Origin of the sequence: Cytobacillus sp. Bva_UNVM-123, from assembly GCF_046351715.2 — a bacterium.
GTDB lineage: Bacteria > Bacillota > Bacilli > Bacillales > Cytobacillaceae > Cytobacillus.
Genome location: NZ_CM177772.1, coordinates 2,826,185 through 2,845,538 on the forward strand (window position 1 = coordinate 2,826,185; position 19,354 = coordinate 2,845,538).

Below are 19,354 nucleotides of genomic sequence, written 5' to 3' on the forward strand. Positions count from 1 at the left end.
ATGATATAACTTAATAGAGTCTCTTCTATTCTATTAAGCTACATAAACAAAGATGATTTATAGGGGGAAAAATATGAAAAAATGGTTTCTTTTCGTTATGATTATTGTCCCAATCATAGTTATTTCTATCTTACATATACAAATATTAAAAACAGCACAACAATCTCCTCCTCAAGGAATTCCATACTTGATCGTCCTCGGGGCTAAAGTAAATGGTGAAGAAATGTCACTGAGCTTTTTATATCGTGCACAAAAGGCACTACAGTATTTAAATGACAATCCTGAGACGATAGTAATCGCGACGGGAGGACAAGGGGATGGAGAAAATATAACAGAAGCGGAAGCACTTGCACGCTATTTTCTTGAAAATGGAATAGACGAAGAGCGAATTTTAAAAGAAGAGCGTTCAACATCGACATATGAAAATGTAAAATTCACGAAAGAACTTTTTCAAATTGAGCAAGCTGTTATTGTCAGCAATGATTTTCACCTCTATCGCGCCATTTCTCTTGCAAACAAAGTAGACATTCATGGATATCCTTTGGCTGCTGAAACACCTTCCGTTGTAAAAACCCAACTTTTTATTCGAGAATATGCAGCTATTATGAAAATGAAGCTATTTGGACCAAAATGATGAACAGACCTAAAAATATGCCAACCTAGTTAAACCCCTCAAATAATGAGGGGTTCCCGGAAATCTTTTTATTAAACAAGCTCCCTTTTGCGAAGAATGGAGATACTTCCTACAAGCAAAATCAAGATTGCTGCTAACGAAACAATAACAGCAGGGAATGTCTCAGTTGGCAGCTGCTTGTTCATGAGAAATAGACTTGTATAGGATGACATCAAAGATGGGCTCCATTTTAGCCACTGGGAAAACGTGCTACTAATAAGACTTAAAATAATCACAACAGCAATTGAAATAAAACCAACAGCACCTGGTGATTTAAAGATTGAATTAAAAAATATTGAAATCGTCAAGACGAATGAAAGCCATAGGCCATTTAAAATAAATGACTGGAAAAAATCCGCAAATGGGACCATCTCAAAAAGAATGACAACATAATACCAGGAAGCAATATAGCCAATAAAATAAGAAACCCATAACAAAACCATTGCCCCTGCCCATTTTGAAGTAACGTAAGAGGTATAAGAAATAGGTTTAACCAAAATAAGGCCAGCTACACCACTCTTCCGTTCAGCTGCAATTAATCCCATCGAACCAAGCACAATAACTAAAATACCTAAAGTGTTAAATTGTCCTAATATCGCTACTAACACTTCACTAGCTGCTGGGACTGGCATTTCAATGACAGCACCTTCAGGCAATCCGCCAAAAGACTCGATGATTTGAGGCAAATAATACAGAGTTAACGGCTCTTGTATAGCAATTAAAATAAATACGATTGGCACCCAAATCCATTTAAAGTTTCTTGACATTTCAAGCATTTCCTTATTGAACAGTGTAATCCATTGATTCATTTTTGCACCACCTTCATAAAAACATCTTCTAAACTTGTACTACTAATCTCAAATTTAATGATCGGCCAATTCTTTTCAGCTAGCTCTTGAAGACATATTTTTCTCGCATGCTCAATATTGTCTACGAAAATACTTGCTTTATTGCCATCATAAGTGACGGACTGAATGTTAAAAAGTGAAGACATTTGCTCTACATAGCCTTCTGTTTTTCCCCGAAAGATAAGATCGATCTTTGCTTGTTGATGTTTATCTCGTAGTTCATCCATCGTACCTGATTCAACTATTTTGCCTTTATGAAGAAAAAGAATTTCATCACAGACTTCTTCTGCATCATTTAATATATGAGTAGAAAAGAGAATCGTTGTTTCTTTCTTAAGTTGTTCCAAAAGCTCAAGCACTTCTCTTCTTCCAAAAGGATCAAGTGCGGAAACTGGCTCGTCAAGCATGACTAATAATGGCCGATGAATAATTCCTTGTGCAATTCCTAGCCGCTGCTTCATCCCTCCAGAATATTTACCAATACGACGATTTTTTGCTTCTGAAAGGCCAACAAGTTCAAGCAGTTCAGTCGTCCGTTCCTTTGCCTCTTTTTTTTGTAAACCTGCCAGCTTTCCTGCATATTCGAGAAATTCACGACCTGTCATCCAATCGTAAAAAACAGGATGCTGTGGTAAATAACCAATCAATTTTCGAAAATCCTCCCCTGATTTCATGCTTGAAAACTCAATGCTTCCTGATGTTGGTTTCATCATTCCAGATAACATTTGCAGTGTTGTCGTTTTACCAGCACCATTCGCTCCTAGTAAAGCAACACATCTTCCTTTCTTCAATATAAAGTCTAAACCCTTTATTACTTCAAGATCAGAAAATTGCTTTTTAAGATTTTTTACCTTTACTACCTCCATTAATGACTTCTCCTTCCAACAATAAAATACAAAACTGGACCAATAATGCTAATAAATAAAATAGCAAATACCCATAATAATTTTGGACCGTTTGTTTTTTCATTACGAATTAAATCAATGAGAGCAACAACCATAAGAATAAACTGGATAACGATGAATGGTGCAAAAAGCAGCCAATTGATTTCTTGTAAAATCTCCATTTTCATGTTCCTTTCTATTGTTTAATGATGATTCCTTCTATAAGACGACTAAGAAAGGAAATCGTTCATTTTTTCATAGAAAAAAGCTTAGGAGCGTTCTCCTAAGCTTTTGAACCTTAACGAATTATTCTAAAAACGAATGGAATTCTGTATTCTTGTCCATCGAAGGCTTTGATTGCTGCAATAATGGTAAAAACAAATGCAAACACGCCTAAAAGCCATAATAGGACAAATCCGATTAGAACAAATGCTAATATAAAGCCAATAATGCCATAAACAAAATAAGAAATAAGAAAATTAAAATACTCCCTCCCATGATAGTCAACGAGCGGAGATTCGTCCTTCTTAATTAACCAAATGACTAGTGGGCCAATAAATATTGTAAAAAAGCTTGAAACGTAAATAGCTGCTGCTAAAAGTCTATCATCCCTTGAAGCCATTTTATCATATTCCTCCAATCTTCATTACCTCCTTCATTTGTGAATAATGAAAATAAAAATAATTTCTCATTACGATATTATGTACGCTTGAAGAGGCATAATGTTTCATATTATTATTGTAATCTTAAAAAAATATTATACAAGCTGATATATTTAATAAATATTTTAAACTTATCCCTAGATTCTCATGATTTAAGTTCTTGTTTGTAGCCAATTGAATACACTTTTTATAGACAAGCTTCCTTTTAAGGTTATTAGATTACATAATGAAAGGTTGATGCTATTTGATGTCTAAATTTGAAGCTTTCATCCTTGGAATTATTCAAGGATTAACTGAATTTCTTCCAATCTCAAGTACTGGACATTTATATTTAGGCCGGCATTTATTTGGACTTGATGAGGCTGGGCTTTTTTTAGATACAATGCTGCACATTGGGACTTTACTTGCTGTTCTTGTCGTTTATAAAAATGAACTGGTACAAATAATAAAAAATCCGTTTGGAAAGCTTTCCATCCTACTCATTGTAGGTACAATTCCAGCAGTACTTGTCGGATTTTTGTTCAGCAATCTTTTTGAATCGATCTCTAAAACAGGCGTTACGATAGGATGGGAATTTATCTTTACTGGCTTCATACTTTGGATGGCTGATCATTTTAAGCATGGAGCCAAAAAAATGGACAATCTTACGTATAAAGATGCCTTATTTATTGGAAGTTTTCAAGCTGCCGCCATTTTCCCAGCCGTTTCTCGCTCTGGGCTTACCATTGCAGCTGGATTATTTAGAAAGCTTGATCGAGAAACAGCTGCTTATTTTTCATTTCTGCTATCAATTCCAGTCATTGCAGGAGGCATAATTCTTCAGTTCAAAGAAATGGCTGTTGGTCAAATTGAATTCATATCATTTACAAGCCTTTTTGTCGCGACACTATCCTCCGCAATATTCGGCTATATCGCTGTAGTATGGATGATTAATTTTCTAAAAAGAAAATCTCTAAAAATATTTGCTATTTATGTTTGGACTGTAGGAATATTAGTCCTCATTTTGCAAATGACTCATGTTTTTTGAAAAGGGGTTTCATCATGCAGGATTTCATTCAAACCATTTTTGAATTTTTAGCTGAATTGGGCTATATCGGGATTGCATTTGGATTAATGATTGAAGTTATCCCGAGTGAGATTGTCTTAAGCTATGGAGGCTATTTAGTAAGCATCGGCAAAATAAATTTTTGGGGTGCCTTTTTAGCTGGCGTCATTGGTGGAACCTTCGCACAAATTTTCCTTTATTGGCTTGGACTTTATGGTGGCAGGCCAGTACTAGATAAATACGGAAAATTCCTTTTAATCAAGAAATCTCATATAGATGCGTCTGAGCAATGGTTTAAAAAATACGGTACAGGTGTTATTTTTACAGCTAGGTTTATTCCAGTCATTCGACATGCCATTTCAATCCCTGCTGGCATAGCGAAAATGTCTCTTTCTACGTTTATCTATTACACAATTGCGGCCATGGTTCCTTGGACCGTTTTGTTTTTGCTGCTTGGCATTCAGCTTGGCAATCATTGGGGTGAAATTAAAGAATATGCAAGACCGGTTTTAATGCCCATTATTTTATTAGCTTTCCTCTCAATTCTCATCTACTTTTTCTATAAAAAACGGAAAGAAAAGCAAGGATAGCTCAACTTTATCAAAAATGACATGTGTGTAAATTTATTGTTGAAAATTGACACAAAAACGCAAAAAATATTTATAAAAAAGCTATTTCATTTTCTCTTATTTTTTAGTATTATACTTTCAGTAAAATATTTTTTATTTACATCGACGATAAATATAGGGAAGGCAAATGGTGCGCCACCAGTATTATACTGGTTCTAGTGGGTTCGATTCCCACCCCGAAATTTTTTAGGCATTTTCAAAAAATTTCGAGGGTGGACCGAATACTCTAATGGCATAGAGTAGGACTGTCCTCATTTGGAGGGATAACCTATGCTCAAGAAACGTGACTTTTTCGAATGCCATGCTTTATATGATTTAATGGTACATCCAGATGTCTTTCCTTTCGTGCGCCAAAAAGCATATTCCTATGATGAGTTTGTCTTTACAACAAAACAAACGATCGAGGCAGAGGAACGTGGTGAAATCATTTCACGTACAATTCTTGATGAATGGGGCACTCCGGTTGGAACAATTAATTTATATGATATTCAAGATCATGCTGGTTTTTTAGGCACATGGCTTGGAAAACCTTACCACGGAAAAGGATATAATAAATTAGCGAAAGATGCGTTTTTTAATGAACTTTTTTATGAGGCTGGGATCGAAACGATTTTTATGCGGATTAGAAAAGAGAATATTCGCTCATATAAAGCCGCAATCAAGCTTCCATATGTTATTTTAGCTAATGAAACAAGAAAATCCATTTACGAACAATTAAATGCCAACGGACCCATTTACAATCTATTTGAAATTCCGAAAGACTTATATTCACTTTATGTTATGCGTGAAGGTGCTGCCATTACTCAAGAGTCTACTCAATTAATGGAAGCGTAATGTTGAGCCTAAAAAGGATATTTTAGACCACTCTTGCGGTCTAAAGTTATACGTTCAAATAAAGAAATCGGCATTTTTGCCGGTTTCTTTTTTCTAATTCGTCATATGATAATCTTGTTCATCAATAATTGGATTCATTCCCATCTGAACCATTAGCTCATCTAGTTCCTCATTCGTGAGTGTTTCAAAACGTCCATCATGAAAATGCACTTGAGTTTGATTCGGATTAATTCTATTTAATTGAAAGCTCATTTTCCTCACTCCTTATACAAATACATAGGTATAGAGCCAATTGTCGTTATATTTATAGTGAACAAAATTATTTATTTTCATTCGTTCATTTTCAAAGTTCACAAGATCACCATAATATCCAAAACAATATAATAAAAAAAGGGAAAGAATATGACTCTTTCCCTCCTTACTTTTAATGTTCTTCATTTCTAAAGACTTTTCCTAATACATCCTTGCTACCGGTTACTGGAATCACACTACCTGTAATAAAACTAGACTTTTCGTCAATTAGAAAAGAAATAACTCTTGCGATATCTTCACCAGTCCCTGGTCGTCCAACTGGAGAATTTTTGTCTCTTGCATAGATGGCATCTGCAATATTCCTTTCTTTCCAATCCCCTGTAATATCACCTGGACATACCATATTTGCCGTAATTCCATGTTTTGCTTCTTCAATAGCGATTGTTTTTGTTAATGAGGCCACTCCACTTTTTGCGGCAGCAAAAGCAGAACGATAAATCCAGCCAGGAGCTGTCTCTACTCGGTCAAATCCAACTGTCACGATTCGCCCCCATTTATTTTTACGCATTTCTGGAATGATTAATTTCGATAAATAAAAGACAGCATTTAAATTTCCATTTATTACATAATTCCATTCTTCCGTTGAATAATCTGTCATTGCCTTCCTTTCATGTATATAAGGGCCGGCATTATGAATGAATATGTCAATCGAAGAAAAAGCTGACATTGCTTTAGAAACGATTATCTTACAGTCAGTTGATTTTGTTATATCCCCTTCTACAACCATATTTTCCGTACCAAATGTATTTGATAATTCGTGTGCAAGAGACTCTGCTCGTTCTTTGCTCTTGCGATAATTCATAATTACATTAATGCCACTAGCAGCTAGTTGAAAAGCAGTTCTTCTTCCTATCCCTGTTGCTCCCCCCGTTATTAAAGCCGTTTTTTCTCTCACATACATACCCCTCATTGTAAAATGTAATATTAACAATATACTATTAATTACAGCTAATATATGCAAATGAAAAGAATCATCATGAGTTTTTTTTGGAAATTTCCTTTAACAGATAGGCAAAAATTCGCATAGGATACAAATAAATGAAGCTTTACTTTCCATTTGTTTAGCTTTCATTTTTCGAAAGGATGATTGCTAATGTTTCCTTGGAGCCGATTCCCTTTTAATAAAGATATGAAAAAAATGATGGAGCAAATAAAACCTGAAGAAATTAATCACTATATCCAAAATATGATGGGCCAAATGTTACCTGAGCAAATGCAAAAGATCATGAACAATCAAAACTTTAACGGAAAAGCTGAACAATTTTCACCTCCACCTTCTGCTTTCCCGGCATCTGTGTTTGAGACGCATGAAAATGTGTATGTAAGATTAGAAATTAAGGACGAAGAGTGGTTAAAAAACATGAGACTATTTCACACTTCAAATCAGATGATTATTGAACATATTCCTAAATTTGAAGACAAACATACGATTACGCTCCCAGCACTAGTGAAAAGGAAAGGAACAACTGCCCATGTTAAAGATGGAATACTCGAAATTAGAATTCCTAAAAATATTGATATGCAATACTCTGAAATTGATATCACTGAAACATAATGAAGAGCAGCCCCAATAATTGGAACTGCTCTTCACGCTAGAATAACTTCATTTAACAACCTATTGAAATTAGATTCTATTTATTTTCCGATAAACATTTGAGTCCAGTAGTTTCCATCCGCTACATAGCCAACACCAATATGTGTAAAGCTAGCATTTAAAATATTCTTACGGTGGCCTTCACTGTTCATCCAAGCATTTACAACTTCTTCTGGAGAACGTTGACCCATTGCAATGTTTTCACCGGCACTACTATATGAAATACCAAATTGCTTCATCATGTCGAATGGTGAACCATAAGTTGGGCTTGTATGGTCAAAATAACCTTTCGCTTTCATATCACTAGATTTTGTACGAGCAACTTTACTTAAATTCTCATCAAGCTTTAAAGCTGGTACACCATATTTTGCACGCTCAGCATTTGTTAATTCAACTACCTTTTGTTCATATGCACTAACTGATGAAGAAACAGGTGTTGATGGTTTTTGAGTATTTTGAGTTGGCTGCTGTTGGACAGGCTTTTGTTGAACTGGCTTTTGAGCTGGTTGTTGTTGTACAGGCTTTTGCTGAATTGGCTTTTGAGTTGGCTGCTGTTGGACAGGCTGCTTATTATTTTGATTAAAGTTCCATTGAATATTATAGTTTTTTAAATATTTTTGAAGCATATTATTTATTTGGTCATAATTAATATTTGAATATTGAGAATAATTCACTTTAACCGGTTGAGGTGTTGGACAATTTGAAGCTGCGTCCGCTTTATTTACCCCTGGATTTGAAACTAGTAATGCTGCTGCAGCTGCTACTGTAAATAACATTTTTTTGTTCATATAATAACATCCTCCCTGTTGTTTTAATAGTTTAGTTGATGTTGTTTAACTTGCATAATCATCATAACATAGGATTTTTGTAATATTTATGGAGGAAAATAACATTTTACTAGAATACTGACTATCATATATAAAAATACATTTATATAAAAATAGATAAATCCTTCTCACATAAGAGTTTGATAAAAATTATAGTTCTTAGAATGGCTACAGATATAATTTCCATCCATGGAAGATTCATATGGAAGGTTCCATTTTAATACTAATAAATCAATATTGACAGGATTTTTTAAAGCCATCAAATTTTACTTTTATTACGGTCATATTACATTATTAATGTTTCTTTTCACTAAAAAAACAGCCAATTGGCTGCTTTTTTTACTTGCCTCACTTATTCATTATGATCATCATGCTCATTATTTTCGTTCATTTCTGCAGAGGAGGTATCACCTTCAGGCTCACTTGGCTGTCCGATTACGAATTCCTTCTTCGGCATATTATGCATATTGCGTGCAGTTACATGGGAGTATACATAATATGTTCCTTCCTCCGTAAAAGTTTTCTCTAATCGATAAATTCCATTTTCAGTATGTTCGACAACAATTTTCTCATGTTCTTCATCATTCGCACGCCAAATTTCAAACTTCACTTCATCCGCATCTGTCACTTTTTCTTCCCCATATGTAACTTTTGCCTCAAATAAAACAGGCTCGTTCACTTCAGCTTTCTCAGGATTAATCGTCAAGTTAACATCAAGAAATTGCGGCTCCTCATCAATGCTTCCTTGTGAACAAGCAACTGTAAGTAATGACATTAATAAAAATACAAACACCAATAGTAGTTTCTTCATAACGAAAGACATACTCCTTTAATCAATATTAATGGTAGGAAGTTTAATTTGTACAGTTGTGCCTTTTCCAACTTTACTTGTAATTGATATGGTGCCACTATGAAGATTAATAAGCTGGTCAGCAATCGCAAGTCCTAAACCACTTCCCCCATCATTCCTAGTTCTTCCTTTATTTACACGGTAAAATCGCTGTTTTATTTTCTGCAAATCATCCTCAGGAATACCTCTTCCAGTATCTGTAATTGTGATGCAGCACCCTTCATCCACTTTATAAAGTAAAATGTTGATTTCTCCTTTTTCTGTATATCGCAGTGAATTATCTACAATATTTTGGAGTACCTGTTCAATTCTCCCTTCATCCCCATCAATTATTATATCAGGATCAAGATCACAATGCAGTTTCAAGTTCTTCTCTTGAAATGTTTCGATGTATTTTTGAAGGGAATCTTCAATTAGTTGTGCAAGCGGGAGAGGCATTTTCTCCAGGCGATATTCATCTGTATCAAGTTTCGAAAGATCGAGTAGATCTCCAACTAGCCTTTCCATTCTTCCTGCTTCACGATGAATTAAGTTTAAATATTTTTTACTATCCTCCTCCGTTTTTACTAAACCTGACACTAATGCCTCACTGTATCCTTTCACATAACTAATAGGGGTTCTTAATTCATGCGAAACATTCGCAAGAAATTCCTTTTTTCGTTCATCTTCTTTACGAATCGAATCAGACATTTGATTGAAAGCATTAGCAAGCTGTCCAATTTCATCTTTTGAATTATTTTCAATGGTGACAGAATAATCCCCTTTCGAAACTTGACCGGCAGCATGTTTCATCGCTACTAATGGCTTTGTCAACCTACGTACAATAATTGTTCCTAAAAAAATCGCAACAACTGAGAATAATAGTGCTGCAATCAGCCATAAATAAGAAAAATCGGTGGTTACCTCTGATATTTTTGCTAGTGGGATATACAAATAAATAATACCTTCAAGCCGATTCTCATCTAGTAATGGAACAATAACAGCCATAATTTTTCGATCAAATCTTTCCTCATACCCTGTTTTCTTAATCGAATTGCCTTTTAGAAGCTCTTCTCTTTCAGTTCCACTAATCAATGTTTCATAATCTATTTCAAAAGGAAGACAGGCGCTTAATTCACGTGGATTGTTAACGACAAATATTTCTGAATTTGTTTTTGTGCTATACCACTCTATTTTATCTTTTAATTCATCTGTTAACGGACCACCCGCATATTCAGCGGCTAATCGATTTCCCTCTTCGAGCAAGGATACTTCTACATTATTCACATATAATTTTTCGTAAAAGAGATATGATAACAAATAGGAATAAAGAATGGTGACGACGATCGTTAAAGTAATGATTAACCAGAGTTTTTTAGCGAGACTATCCGTAATCAACCTCATTCTGCAGGAGCCTCGAATTTATAGCCGATTCCCCATACAGTTTGTATATAATCTCCTACACCAAGCTTCATTCTTAATGTTTTAATATGAGTATCGACTGTCCTCAAACTTCCATAGTAATCCATCCCCCATATATGCTCAAGCAGCTGCTCGCGGCTTAAAGCTTGGGAATAATGGTCGGCTAAAAAAATCAATAATTCAAATTCCTTTAAAGTTAATGAAATCGTGTCATGATCGACGAACACACTTCTAGCCATGCGATCAATCACAATTTTCCCAATTTTAATCATTTGAGCGTCATTTTTTGTGTTTTTCGTTCTTCTTAAGACTGCGTGAATTCTGGCAATCATTTCCCCTGGACTGAATGGCTTAACAATATAATCATCCCCGCCAAGCTGAAGTGCTTTTACTTTATCCCATTCTTCACCTTTAGCTGATAAAAAAATGATGGGAATTTCATGTTTCGTTCTTATTTTTGAACAAACTCGATATCCATCCTCACCAGGCATCATAATATCAAGAAGAATTAAATCTATTGACTCGTTTTCCAAAATGGCTAATGCTTCCGGCCCACCACTAGCCAGTTGGCAACAAAAACCTGAATTTTCAAGATACATCTCAACGAGATGCCTCATATCGGCTTCATCATCTATGATTAAAATGTTTGTCTTTCCCATCACTTTCTCTCCCTTAACACGATTTGAAAAGGTCCTTTGCCAACTGGAATAGTTTTAATAATTTTTAAACTGTCAGGATTAACAATATGTAGATCATTACTATCATAGCCAGCAATCACGACATATTCACCGAAAAAAACGATTTCAAACGGATTTGAACCAATAATGACAGAATCAATAATATTTCCTTCATAGTCCAGTTTATATAATTTGCTGGAACCATGACTTAGTACAAATACTTGATTATTTTTTCCGAGAAAATTAATCGGCATAAATGGCGCAGGAATTTTTAATTTTAAAGTGCCTGTATCTAAATCATATACATGAATATTTTGTTCGATTTCTGCACCTTGACCATGTCCACCAATCCAAATTTCATTTGCATTCTCATTAATCCATGCTCCAGCGGCAGAAGGGTGAATTTGAAAACCTGTCAATTTTTCTTTATTTTTTAAATCAATAACTGTTAACTGTGCTTTATTAAAACTAAGAACATAAAGCTTCTGACTTTTTTTGGCTTCTAATATTGTAAGTGGATTTTGCTCAGTGCTGACATTTCCTGTTTCTTCTCCATGAAGATTAAAAAAGCGAATTTTATTTAGTTTTTGGTCAACTAAGGCAATTTCCTCATCCGATCGGAGTAATTTTCCGTTCACAATTCCTTTTCCTGTTTTCCAACTACCAATTGATTTTCCTTCTTTAAGGGAGTAGAGATCAACCGTATCAACTTGTTTGCCGAACATGATGATTGTATTCCCATCAGGAAGAATAAGAGCACCTGTATAAGGTTTATCCATTTTCCAATCAGCAATCTTTTCTTCTTTATCTAGATCTATAAATGAAATAGTCATTTCTTTAATATTAATAGTCGCTGCAATAGAAATTTCCTCTGAAATAGTAGGAAATTTTTTATCCGAACATGATGTAAGTAATAGAGCAGCGAGTATAAACAATAAAATTCGAACAAATACCCGCATATTTTTCTCCTTCAATTACCATTTACTTTACTATATCTTATCTTTACAATGTGTTAAAACTGTGAAGTAAGATTAATTTATGTATAAACTCATTTTCACATAAATTACACCCGTCATGCAAAATATATTTGTAATCATATAAAAGGTGGGATTTGTTTTTGAGTATGCCATACTGTTGTCCAAATTGTAAAACGAATAGAAGTCGATTCAATATCATTATGCAAGTACCAAAGTCGATAAAAATGGATCCATTTTCAGGAGCCATTCTTGAGGAATTTAGTAATGAAAGCTTAAGTCCATTTCATATCTCTTACAAAGGTCCTGAATATAAAGTTCAATGTGGGGCATGTGGATTAATTGAAGATGAGCGAAGCTTTATAAAATTTGGAGAGCAAAAAAGGTAACAAACTTGAAAAGACCAACAAAGAATTATTTTTTGTTGGTCTTGATTTTTTTATTTAATGAAAGTTTATTGAAACCTTGCAAAAAATGAAAGCTATCTATTTTCCATCCATCCAGATGAGAAAAACGTACTAAATGAAGGTTCCCTTTATATAATTGCTTTCCTGAATTCTTATTAATGAATTCAATTTCAACAGGGATATTGACACTTAACTCCTGAATGAAATCTTCGGCTGGAAAGACCGGCATCCTCACTAAATTCATATTCTCTACTTTAGCAAAGTGTTTTCTCCAGTTCATCGATTGTAAAGAGACAGAAGATATAATAAATCCATCTTGCTGCTTAATTCCAGCTACATAAATCCGAATTATCTCATAAGGGTCTGCATTTGCAATATACTCATGAAGCTTTCCAGCCGACTTTAATATCATAAGCTTATGAGATAAATCCATGAAATTAGTCCGATGTGTAGTACTTCCATAAAAATGAATACAAAAATGTCCGGGAAAGTTGTTTTTTATAGCCCCTGCTCCATGAGGCATTCCATGCATTGATGCTGCTATCCATCTTCCCCGATGGATAACAATGATAGCTCTCCTTTTCCAGCTCCATTTTCCATTATATATTTCTTTCATTATTTTTGTTTCTTTTGAAGTTAGCGGTTGAACATCTGCATGATGACTTCCTGCACGCCTTTGAACTTTAAACTTTTTTCCTGTTTCAATATCTAAAACAGTAAATTTACTATATTTCGGAATAAATTCGTTCACTTTCTCCCACGGGAGCATTTCAATTGTTAATTCCCCCATACTTTCACTAACAATTTGACTATTTAGAACGAAAGAAATCGCTATAATACATACACTTAAAAACTTCATAAGCTCACTCAATTTCGTGTTAGTTTAATCAACCTTCACAAAAAGTTTGTGTAAAAGTGAATAATTGTATTCACTATACTTACTCATTATCCTTTTTCTCCAGCTTCCGCAAGTCCCTTTCTACTTCTACCCAATCGATATTTTCACCAATAAAAACGAGATTTAACGGTAAATTCATGTTCTCTTTCAAATATAATGGCATTCCATAAGAAAATTGAAAAAGAATGGCGTGCTTATAGGATGGAAACTTTACGTATCCTTTAATTCGATATATAGTGTCAGGGAGCTTTCTAAGAAAATCTTCAAATTCCATCTGCTCAATCGCATGTTCAAAAGTATAAACATATGTACTTAACTTTAAATCTGCAGTTACAGCAACTGAATATGTTTATTTTTTTTACTTGACGTTAATTGCTTTATTTTCCCCATAGGGACTTTTGCAAACGTCGTCAATAGTGCAAATGCATGAGAATTTAAAGATTGAATCTCCATTAGTAACTTTGACTGCTCTTCTTCTGTCAACTCATCCGTTTTATTTATAACGAGAAAATCAGCATGCCTTACTTGTTCTAAAATGAGCTGTTGTACTTGAGGAGTTAATGAAGAACGATGTAACCAACGTTTTCCATCAACAATTGTGATAATCCCTTTTACGACCATTTTATCAGCGAATAATGGTGATAATATCGCATCCAACACCTCTACGGGATGAGCAGCTCCTGTCGTTTCAATATAAATAACTTCTGGCTTGTCTACTAATAACAGCTCTTGTAGCTGTGATTCTAGTTTATCTTGAATCGTGCAACAAATACAGCCATCAAGCAGCTCCTTCAGCGAAACCTCATCTCCAACTGCATCAGAATCAATTGAAACTTTGCCAAGCTCATTCATCATGACTGCTACTTTTCGATCTTGCTTTTTCTCTTCAGCAAGCAATTGTTTTAATAAAGTTGTCTTACCACTTCCAAGAAAACCGGATAATATAAAAATTTCTGTTTGCATATATATCACCTTTAAAATAAGGCACTCCCAATTTGGAAAGTGCCTCATCGATTATTTTTCAATTTCCTTTTTTAAAATCTCGATTGCTTTTTGAAGCTGGGGATCATTCTCTCTTAGCTTATCTCTTAATTTTTCCATTAAAGCAATTGTTGATTGACCAGTTAATGTCCCATTCACTTTAAGCTTTTCATCTCTTTGGAAAGACTCAACAGCATTTTTTGTTTTTTCGTCAAAGAAACCGTCTTCTCTACCTGGATCATAACCGACTGCCTTCAACATTTGCTGTGCAGCCTTCACTTGACTAGATGAAGAAGAAAGTGATAGTTCCTCATCTGGATTAATAAATGGCAAAGAAGCATATTCAGGAAGTTTAACTTCGTAATCTGGTTTAATCCCCTTTTGATGAATCCAATTTCCATCAGGTGTAAGCCATTTTTCAGTTGTAAACTTCATGTTTGATCCATCAGTAAATTCTTCGGCGCGCTGAACAGTCCCTTTTCCAAATGATTTTTCACCAATGAGCGGAACATTCGCTGATTCCTTTACAGCGCCAGCAAGAATTTCCGAAGCACTTGCACTTCCTTTGTCGATCACGACAACGAGTGCAACATCTGGATTATTTTTGCCTTTTGATGGCACTTTTTTCCGATTTCCATTTCGATCTTCAATTTGGAAAATCGTTTTCCCACCTGGGACGAACATGCTAGAAATATCAATCGCTTGATTTAATAAACCACCTGGATTTTGTCTTAAATCAAGGATTAAGCCTTTCATCCCTTTTGCTTTTAACTCTGTTAGTGTCTCAATTAATTCATTTGAAGTATTTTCAGAAAAAGAGGTAATTTGTACTTTTGCAATGTGATCATCTACCATTTCACCATAGACAGTTTCAATTGGAATCGTATCACGTATAATTGGCACACTCATTGCTTCTTCTACTCCAGGTCGTTGAATAGAAAGTGTTACTTTCGTCCCTTTTTCTCCTCTAATCATAGTAACAGCTTCAGATGAACTTATCCCTTGTAAGCTTTTGCCGTCTACAGCCAATACTTTGTCATTTGGCTTTAAGCCAGCCTCTTCAGCAGGTGAGCCTTTTATTGGTGTAACAATAACGATAAATCCATCCTTTTCCTGAATTTCAGCCCCAATTCCTTCAAAAGATGAAGAAATACTTTGATGGAAACTTTTCGCTTCTTCAACACTCATGTAGTCAGAGTAGGGATCATTTAAAGAATCCACCATCCCATTAATGGCTCCATTAATTAATTTTTCATCATCAATATCTTGGAAATAGGAGTTCTTCAACGTATCGTAAGCTGCATAAAGCTTAGAAAATTGTTGGCGCTCATCACTGACAGAAATAGCCTTTCCGTCCCCAAAAGTTAGTGCAAAGCTTGTTACTCCAATAGATAGGATAATAGCAAAGGCTAAAAGCAAAATGAAATTCATTTTTCTCATACGAATAAAACCTGATTTAGTTTCAGATGATTCTTGTTTTACATTCTCTTCTTCCAAACTGCTCACCAACTTTCATAAAGTGACACTTAATGGGATTTCCAACGTACAAGACGTAAAAATGCATTAAATATACGATGTGAAATGTAATTTGATGTCATTTTCGATTAACCGACATACTCTAGAAAAATCCTTAAGGTTTAGAATACCATTTTTATCATATTAATGACAATCATGAACATCTGCAAACTTTTAGAGATACGATCTATATTTTTTGAACGATATTAAAATATTCCTCAAGTGTGAGTTTTTTTTCAAAAATCACTTCGGCGGCTTTTTTGCCAACATAACGAAAATGCCATGGCTCATACTTATAGCCAGTAATATTTTCTTTCCCTTTTGGATAGCGGAGAATAAAGCCAAAACGATGGGCATTATCAGCAATCCATTTTCCTTCTGCTGTTTCACCAAATTGTTCTGAGAGCTCAAAACTGGCACTTTGACTCGATAAATCCATCGCTAAGCCTGTCTGATGTTCACTACTGCCTGGAAATGCAACTGCTTGGATTGCTTTTTCTTCTCCATATTTACTAACTTCTGCGTTAAATACAGCAACTTGTCTTTCGTAGGAACGATAACCAGAAACAGCAAATAAGTTGATCCCTACCTTTTTTCCTTCCGCAAACAATAACTCTAAGCTGTCCGCAGCCTCTTTACGCATATAGCTTTTTTCGATATCTTGGTCACCGAATGAGAAAGGTACATTAGGACGGACTAAATCTTCTGGGGCATACCCATCTGGTAAGCTATACTGTTTATTCACTAAAACCATAATATTCGTCGGATTTTGAATATAATTTTTACCGTCAACTATTTTTAAATCATTGAAAAATGCAGCATCAAGTGTCAAATCATTCTGATTTTGTTCAGACATTTCTGTTTTCTGCTCTTCGTCTTGATGATCTCCTTCATCACTATGTGGTGATTTCTCAATAGCATTCGGGTCAACTTGTGATTCCTCTTCTTTCTGCAGAAAAGGAATTTTTTTAAAATAAGGGTCAAGCTTACTACAACCTATTAATAAGAGGCTCGTTAATGCACAGACGATCATAACTTTTTTCATTTCTTCCACCTATCTTAACCAAACTTTTAGCATTTTCATTTTACCATAAACAGTCAAATGTTTCAGAAACAAAGAAAATGAAGAACTAGTCCTTTTTTGAACCAGTTCTTCTTTCATTCATTTATTCATCCTTTATAACCGTTTCCAAAGCCCAAAGCCACTATCAGTTCAATGCTGTTTCAACGAATGTTATTTATGGTAAAAACATTGATTTAATAATCTTTATTATCCAGCAATGTAACATCGTTGTCAAAAATATTTATCATTATAGTTTTAAAAAAGTGACATATGCTAATGTATATATAATCGAATCGATCTAAAAACATATTTATTACATGTTAATAATAAGGAGTTAACGAAAACATGGATTTTCCAACTATACATACAAACTTTTGGGATGCAGTCATTGCGATTCCAGTAATAATCGTCATAACACAATTCATAAAAGTTTTTCTTAAAGTTCCTAAACTTTATATTCCCATGATTGCCCTAACCATTGGTTTGATTATCTCTATATTTATAAGTCACCGTCATCATCTAGTTGCCGGACTTTTTATGGGATGGTTTTATGGTTATGCGGCCATCGGTTCCTATGCTTCATTAAAGACAACAATTATCACATTTAGGGAAAGTAAAAAGCGAGAGACAGATTGAGCACCATTATGGTCACTTTTTAGTCACTCGCTCTCATATTAGAAATATTATCGCTCCTATAGAGCTCGATATATCAATACTTACTTTATTGCTGTTTCCAAAGCCACTTCAATCATCTCATTAAATGTTGTTTGTCTTTCTTCTGACGTTGTTTCTTCACCAGTTAAAATATGATCACTTACAGTGAGAATTGATAAAGCTTTTCTACCAAATTTCGCTGCTAAAGTGTATAGCGCTGCCGTTTCCATTTCAATTGCTAAAATTTGATATTTTGCCCATTTTTCTAATTCAGCATTATCATTATAAAACATATCTGCTGTTAGGACATTTCCAACTTTTAAATTCAATCCTTTTTCTGTTCCGAGATCATACGCATTTTTTAATAAATCAAAATTAGCTGCTGGAGCATAATCAAGTCCACCAAATGTTAAACGGTTCATTTGCGAATCCGTTGAAGCAGTCATTGCAAGAATAACATCACGAACTTTAACATCTTTTTGAATCGCACCACATGTTCCTACGCGTATCAAGTTTTGGACATTATAGCTGCTCATTAATTCGTTAATATATATTGATATTGATGGAACGCCCATTCCAGTCCCTTGAACAGAAACCGAATGCCCTTTGTATGTACCAGTAAACCCGAACATATTTCGCACTTCATTATAACATTTTACATTTTCTAAAAAAGTTTCCGCAATATATTTTGCTCTTAGTGGATCACCTGGAAGAAGAACTGTTTCTGCAATTTCGTTTTCTTTAGCACCAATATGGATACTCATCAATTAAAACCTCCATTATGTGTTAACTTCTACCTTACATTACTATACCACATTAATCGAAAGTAGATGGAACATCAAGTACAAGTATGGAATAAATTCTGCAGGGTAAGCTATCATTAGATTGCCATAAGGGGGTATTCTCTTGTCACATGAAAAGATGAGCAAAAAATTAAAGCAAGCCGTCCAGCATGCCAATGAAACCAATCCATCGTCTAGATCCGGAACTGCGCCAAACACTACAAAAACAGTTAAAACAAAAAGCAATCGTTAACAAGGAGGAAGTCTAATGGGTAAAAAACATCGAAATAGAATTAATTCACCGAAAAAAAATAATCATATTCCTCCAGAAGCTATTATTGCGGAAGAAGAAGCACATGGAAAAGACTTCACCGCACAAAAAAGAAAAAACAGTCCCGGGTCAAACAAAGATTAAAGGGAGTTGTTTTTTTCGACTAGCGTATGTATGATGTCGTCTGCTTCAATTTACAAAGCTGGTAACACCTTTGAAGATCAACAATTGTTCATTGAAGCCGACGACAGTTAAATTTATAAAAATCACCTTGATTTTCACTTTTTTTCTCTATTATTCTTCATTGATTTCTTCATCAATAATACACTTATTTAATAAATACTCGAACATAATATCAGCAAGATCTCCTAACTCTTCCTCACCAGGAACATATCCTCTCCTCATAAGTTCATGAAAGAAAAATTCTGCTATTTCTTCAGTATCAATATAGACTTCAATTTCTCTCACAGCAATGCCCCCTTTGTAGAGAATGTATGTTGATGATCATCATTTCATTCAAATAGAAATTGATTGTCATTTTTAATTTGGACAAGCATATATTTAATTAAAACT

27 protein-coding genes are annotated in these 19,354 nt (G+C 34.5%); 9 read left to right on the forward strand and 18 right to left on the reverse strand.

Annotated elements, in window-relative coordinates:
- The first annotated feature begins 73 nt into the window (after positions 1–73).
- The gene (locus KDN24_RS14065; RefSeq protein ID WP_409973646.1) at positions 74–634 is read left to right on the forward strand and encodes a YdcF family protein; all 561 of its coding nucleotides are present in this window, start codon (positions 74–76) and stop codon (positions 632–634) included.
- Positions 635–705: 71 nt separating this feature from the next.
- Here the strand turns inward: KDN24_RS14065 and KDN24_RS14070 are convergent, their stop codons facing one another.
- The 4 genes from KDN24_RS14070 to KDN24_RS14085 form a co-directional block, all read right to left on the reverse strand.
- A complete protein-coding gene (locus KDN24_RS14070; protein WP_409973645.1) occupies positions 706–1,482 on the reverse strand; it encodes an ABC transporter permease in 777 nt (258 codons plus the stop codon).
- The gene (locus KDN24_RS14075) at positions 1,479–2,387 is read right to left on the reverse strand and encodes an ABC transporter ATP-binding protein (protein ID WP_409973644.1); all 909 of its coding nucleotides are present in this window, start codon (positions 2,385–2,387) and stop codon (positions 1,479–1,481) included. The genes KDN24_RS14070 and KDN24_RS14075 overlap by 4 nt, the downstream gene beginning before the upstream one ends.
- Positions 2,387–2,587: a PLD nuclease N-terminal domain-containing protein gene (locus tag KDN24_RS14080; RefSeq protein ID WP_409973643.1), complete on the reverse strand. Its 201-nt coding sequence runs from the start codon at positions 2,585–2,587 to the stop codon at positions 2,387–2,389. The genes KDN24_RS14075 and KDN24_RS14080 overlap by 1 nt, the downstream gene beginning before the upstream one ends.
- A gap of 116 nt (positions 2,588–2,703) precedes the next feature.
- Entirely contained in the window at positions 2,704–3,027 is a 324-nt protein-coding gene (locus tag KDN24_RS14085) for a DUF4870 domain-containing protein (RefSeq protein WP_409973893.1), read from the reverse strand.
- A gap of 287 nt (positions 3,028–3,314) precedes the next feature.
- Between KDN24_RS14085 and KDN24_RS14090 the strand changes: the two genes are divergently transcribed.
- From KDN24_RS14090 to KDN24_RS14100, 3 genes are all read left to right on the forward strand, one after another.
- Positions 3,315–4,094 (forward strand): undecaprenyl-diphosphate phosphatase, encoded by a 780-nt coding sequence (locus KDN24_RS14090; protein WP_409973642.1) that lies wholly within the window; start codon positions 3,315–3,317, stop codon positions 4,092–4,094.
- Between the two features lie 14 nt (positions 4,095–4,108).
- Entirely contained in the window at positions 4,109–4,702 is a 594-nt protein-coding gene (uptA, locus tag KDN24_RS14095) for an undecaprenyl phosphate transporter UptA (RefSeq protein WP_409973641.1), read from the forward strand.
- Positions 4,703–5,011: 309 nt separating this feature from the next.
- Entirely contained in the window at positions 5,012–5,575 is a 564-nt protein-coding gene (locus tag KDN24_RS14100) for a GNAT family N-acetyltransferase (RefSeq protein ID WP_409973640.1), read from the forward strand.
- A 93-nt stretch (positions 5,576–5,668) separates the two neighbouring features.
- Here the strand turns inward: KDN24_RS14100 and KDN24_RS14105 are convergent, their stop codons facing one another.
- Together KDN24_RS14105 and KDN24_RS14110 are read right to left on the reverse strand one after the other, a co-directional pair.
- On the reverse strand, positions 5,669–5,827 hold the full coding sequence (locus KDN24_RS14105; protein WP_409973639.1) for a hypothetical protein: 159 nt from the start codon (positions 5,825–5,827) through the stop codon (positions 5,669–5,671).
- 172 nt (positions 5,828–5,999) lie between these two features.
- The gene (locus KDN24_RS14110; RefSeq protein ID WP_409973638.1) at positions 6,000–6,782 is read right to left on the reverse strand and encodes an SDR family oxidoreductase; all 783 of its coding nucleotides are present in this window, start codon (positions 6,780–6,782) and stop codon (positions 6,000–6,002) included.
- A 198-nt stretch (positions 6,783–6,980) separates the two neighbouring features.
- Between KDN24_RS14110 and KDN24_RS14115 the strand changes: the two genes are divergently transcribed.
- Entirely contained in the window at positions 6,981–7,442 is a 462-nt protein-coding gene (locus KDN24_RS14115; protein ID WP_409973637.1) for an Hsp20/alpha crystallin family protein, read from the forward strand.
- A gap of 80 nt (positions 7,443–7,522) precedes the next feature.
- Here KDN24_RS14115 and KDN24_RS14120 read toward each other — a convergent pair whose 3' ends face one another.
- The 5 genes from KDN24_RS14120 to KDN24_RS14140 all read right to left on the reverse strand — a co-directional run bounded on the left by KDN24_RS14120 (position 7,523) and on the right by KDN24_RS14140 (position 12,195).
- Positions 7,523–8,269 (reverse strand): YkwD family sporulation-associated protein, encoded by a 747-nt coding sequence (locus KDN24_RS14120; RefSeq protein ID WP_409973636.1) that lies wholly within the window; start codon positions 8,267–8,269, stop codon positions 7,523–7,525.
- Between the two features lie 391 nt (positions 8,270–8,660).
- Positions 8,661–9,119 carry a FixH family protein gene (locus KDN24_RS14125; RefSeq protein WP_409973635.1) on the reverse strand — a complete coding sequence of 153 codons (459 nt, stop codon included), beginning with the start codon at positions 9,117–9,119 and terminating at the stop codon, positions 8,661–8,663.
- 18 nt (positions 9,120–9,137) lie between these two features.
- On the reverse strand, positions 9,138–10,541 hold the full coding sequence (locus tag KDN24_RS14130; RefSeq protein ID WP_409973634.1) for a sensor histidine kinase: 1,404 nt from the start codon (positions 10,539–10,541) through the stop codon (positions 9,138–9,140).
- Positions 10,538–11,218: a response regulator transcription factor gene (locus KDN24_RS14135; protein WP_409973633.1), complete on the reverse strand. Its 681-nt coding sequence runs from the start codon at positions 11,216–11,218 to the stop codon at positions 10,538–10,540. Before KDN24_RS14135 ends, KDN24_RS14130 begins: the two co-directional genes overlap by 4 nt.
- Positions 11,218–12,195: a YncE family protein gene (locus KDN24_RS14140; RefSeq protein ID WP_409973632.1), complete on the reverse strand. Its 978-nt coding sequence runs from the start codon at positions 12,193–12,195 to the stop codon at positions 11,218–11,220. The genes KDN24_RS14135 and KDN24_RS14140 overlap by 1 nt, the downstream gene beginning before the upstream one ends.
- Before the next feature lie 158 nt (positions 12,196–12,353).
- On the opposite strand from KDN24_RS14140, the gene KDN24_RS14145 reads away from it, so the two are divergent.
- Entirely contained in the window at positions 12,354–12,599 is a 246-nt protein-coding gene (locus KDN24_RS14145; RefSeq protein ID WP_409973631.1) for a DNA alkylation repair protein, read from the forward strand.
- A 25-nt stretch (positions 12,600–12,624) separates the two neighbouring features.
- Here KDN24_RS14145 and KDN24_RS14150 read toward each other — a convergent pair whose 3' ends face one another.
- From KDN24_RS14150 to KDN24_RS14170, 5 genes are all read right to left on the reverse strand, one after another.
- Positions 12,625–13,476 (reverse strand): hypothetical protein, encoded by an 852-nt coding sequence (locus KDN24_RS14150; RefSeq protein ID WP_409973630.1) that lies wholly within the window; start codon positions 13,474–13,476, stop codon positions 12,625–12,627.
- A gap of 79 nt (positions 13,477–13,555) precedes the next feature.
- Positions 13,556–13,789, reverse strand: a complete 234-nt coding sequence (locus KDN24_RS14155) for a CobW C-terminal domain-containing protein (RefSeq protein ID WP_409973629.1) — start codon at positions 13,787–13,789, stop codon at positions 13,556–13,558.
- Positions 13,790–13,845: 56 nt separating this feature from the next.
- Complete coding sequence (locus KDN24_RS14160) at positions 13,846–14,478, reverse strand: GTP-binding protein (RefSeq protein WP_409973628.1); 633 nt, start codon at positions 14,476–14,478, stop codon at positions 13,846–13,848.
- Between the two features lie 51 nt (positions 14,479–14,529).
- A complete protein-coding gene (locus KDN24_RS14165; protein ID WP_409973627.1) occupies positions 14,530–15,993 on the reverse strand; it encodes a lmo1851 family serine protease in 1,464 nt (487 codons plus the stop codon).
- Between the two features lie 205 nt (positions 15,994–16,198).
- Positions 16,199–17,056, reverse strand: a complete 858-nt coding sequence (locus KDN24_RS14170; protein WP_409973626.1) for a M15 family metallopeptidase — start codon at positions 17,054–17,056, stop codon at positions 16,199–16,201.
- 363 nt (positions 17,057–17,419) lie between these two features.
- Between KDN24_RS14170 and KDN24_RS14175 the strand changes: the two genes are divergently transcribed.
- The gene (locus KDN24_RS14175) at positions 17,420–17,710 is read left to right on the forward strand and encodes a hypothetical protein (protein ID WP_409973625.1); all 291 of its coding nucleotides are present in this window, start codon (positions 17,420–17,422) and stop codon (positions 17,708–17,710) included.
- An 80-nt stretch (positions 17,711–17,790) separates the two neighbouring features.
- Here KDN24_RS14175 and deoD read toward each other — a convergent pair whose 3' ends face one another.
- Positions 17,791–18,492: a purine-nucleoside phosphorylase gene (gene deoD / locus KDN24_RS14180; RefSeq protein ID WP_409973624.1), complete on the reverse strand. Its 702-nt coding sequence runs from the start codon at positions 18,490–18,492 to the stop codon at positions 17,791–17,793.
- Between the two features lie 142 nt (positions 18,493–18,634).
- Between deoD and KDN24_RS14185 the strand changes: the two genes are divergently transcribed.
- Complete coding sequence (locus tag KDN24_RS14185) at positions 18,635–18,763, forward strand: hypothetical protein (RefSeq protein ID WP_409973623.1); 129 nt, start codon at positions 18,635–18,637, stop codon at positions 18,761–18,763.
- 15 nt (positions 18,764–18,778) lie between these two features.
- Positions 18,779–18,925, forward strand: a complete 147-nt coding sequence (gene yoyE / locus KDN24_RS14190; RefSeq protein WP_409973622.1) for a protein YoyE — start codon at positions 18,779–18,781, stop codon at positions 18,923–18,925.
- A 150-nt stretch (positions 18,926–19,075) separates the two neighbouring features.
- Here the strand turns inward: yoyE and KDN24_RS14195 are convergent, their stop codons facing one another.
- Positions 19,076–19,249 (reverse strand): YozD family protein, encoded by a 174-nt coding sequence (locus KDN24_RS14195; protein ID WP_491348052.1) that lies wholly within the window; start codon positions 19,247–19,249, stop codon positions 19,076–19,078.
- Positions 19,250–19,354 lie beyond the last annotated feature (105 nt).

Excerpts from the sequence above, each read along its gene's own strand:
- KDN24_RS14065 (WP_409973646.1), top strand. The coding sequence starts at position 74 with ATGAAAAAATGGTTTCTTTTCGTTATGATTATTGTCCCAATCATAGTT.
- KDN24_RS14070 (WP_409973645.1), bottom strand. The coding sequence starts at position 1,482 with ATGAATCAATGGATTACACTGTTCAATAAGGAAATGCTTGAAATGTCA.
- KDN24_RS14075 (WP_409973644.1), bottom strand. The coding sequence starts at position 2,387 with ATGGAGGTAGTAAAGGTAAAAAATCTTAAAAAGCAATTTTCTGATCTT.
- KDN24_RS14080 (WP_409973643.1), bottom strand. The coding sequence starts at position 2,587 with ATGGAGATTTTACAAGAAATCAATTGGCTGCTTTTTGCACCATTCATC.
- KDN24_RS14085 (WP_409973893.1), bottom strand. The coding sequence starts at position 3,027 with ATGGCTTCAAGGGATGATAGACTTTTAGCAGCAGCTATTTACGTTTCA.
- KDN24_RS14090 (WP_409973642.1), top strand. The coding sequence starts at position 3,315 with ATGTCTAAATTTGAAGCTTTCATCCTTGGAATTATTCAAGGATTAACT.
- uptA (WP_409973641.1), top strand. The coding sequence starts at position 4,109 with ATGCAGGATTTCATTCAAACCATTTTTGAATTTTTAGCTGAATTGGGC.
- KDN24_RS14100 (WP_409973640.1), top strand. The coding sequence starts at position 5,012 with ATGCTCAAGAAACGTGACTTTTTCGAATGCCATGCTTTATATGATTTA.
- KDN24_RS14105 (WP_409973639.1), bottom strand. The coding sequence starts at position 5,827 with ATGAGCTTTCAATTAAATAGAATTAATCCGAATCAAACTCAAGTGCAT.
- KDN24_RS14115 (WP_409973637.1), top strand. The coding sequence starts at position 6,981 with ATGTTTCCTTGGAGCCGATTCCCTTTTAATAAAGATATGAAAAAAATG.
- KDN24_RS14120 (WP_409973636.1), bottom strand. The coding sequence starts at position 8,269 with ATGAACAAAAAAATGTTATTTACAGTAGCAGCTGCAGCAGCATTACTA.
- KDN24_RS14125 (WP_409973635.1), bottom strand. The coding sequence starts at position 9,119 with ATGAAGAAACTACTATTGGTGTTTGTATTTTTATTAATGTCATTACTT.
- KDN24_RS14130 (WP_409973634.1), bottom strand. The coding sequence starts at position 10,541 with ATGAGGTTGATTACGGATAGTCTCGCTAAAAAACTCTGGTTAATCATT.
- KDN24_RS14135 (WP_409973633.1), bottom strand. The coding sequence starts at position 11,218 with ATGGGAAAGACAAACATTTTAATCATAGATGATGAAGCCGATATGAGG.
- KDN24_RS14140 (WP_409973632.1), bottom strand. The coding sequence starts at position 12,195 with ATGCGGGTATTTGTTCGAATTTTATTGTTTATACTCGCTGCTCTATTA.
- KDN24_RS14150 (WP_409973630.1), bottom strand. The coding sequence starts at position 13,476 with ATGAAGTTTTTAAGTGTATGTATTATAGCGATTTCTTTCGTTCTAAAT.
- KDN24_RS14155 (WP_409973629.1), bottom strand. The coding sequence starts at position 13,789 with ATGGAATTTGAAGATTTTCTTAGAAAGCTCCCTGACACTATATATCGA.
- KDN24_RS14160 (WP_409973628.1), bottom strand. The coding sequence starts at position 14,478 with ATGCAAACAGAAATTTTTATATTATCCGGTTTTCTTGGAAGTGGTAAG.
- KDN24_RS14170 (WP_409973626.1), bottom strand. The coding sequence starts at position 17,056 with ATGAAAAAAGTTATGATCGTCTGTGCATTAACGAGCCTCTTATTAATA.
- KDN24_RS14175 (WP_409973625.1), top strand. The coding sequence starts at position 17,420 with ATGGATTTTCCAACTATACATACAAACTTTTGGGATGCAGTCATTGCG.
- deoD (WP_409973624.1), bottom strand. The coding sequence starts at position 18,492 with ATGAGTATCCATATTGGTGCTAAAGAAAACGAAATTGCAGAAACAGTT.
- yoyE (WP_409973622.1), top strand. The coding sequence starts at position 18,779 with ATGGGTAAAAAACATCGAAATAGAATTAATTCACCGAAAAAAAATAAT.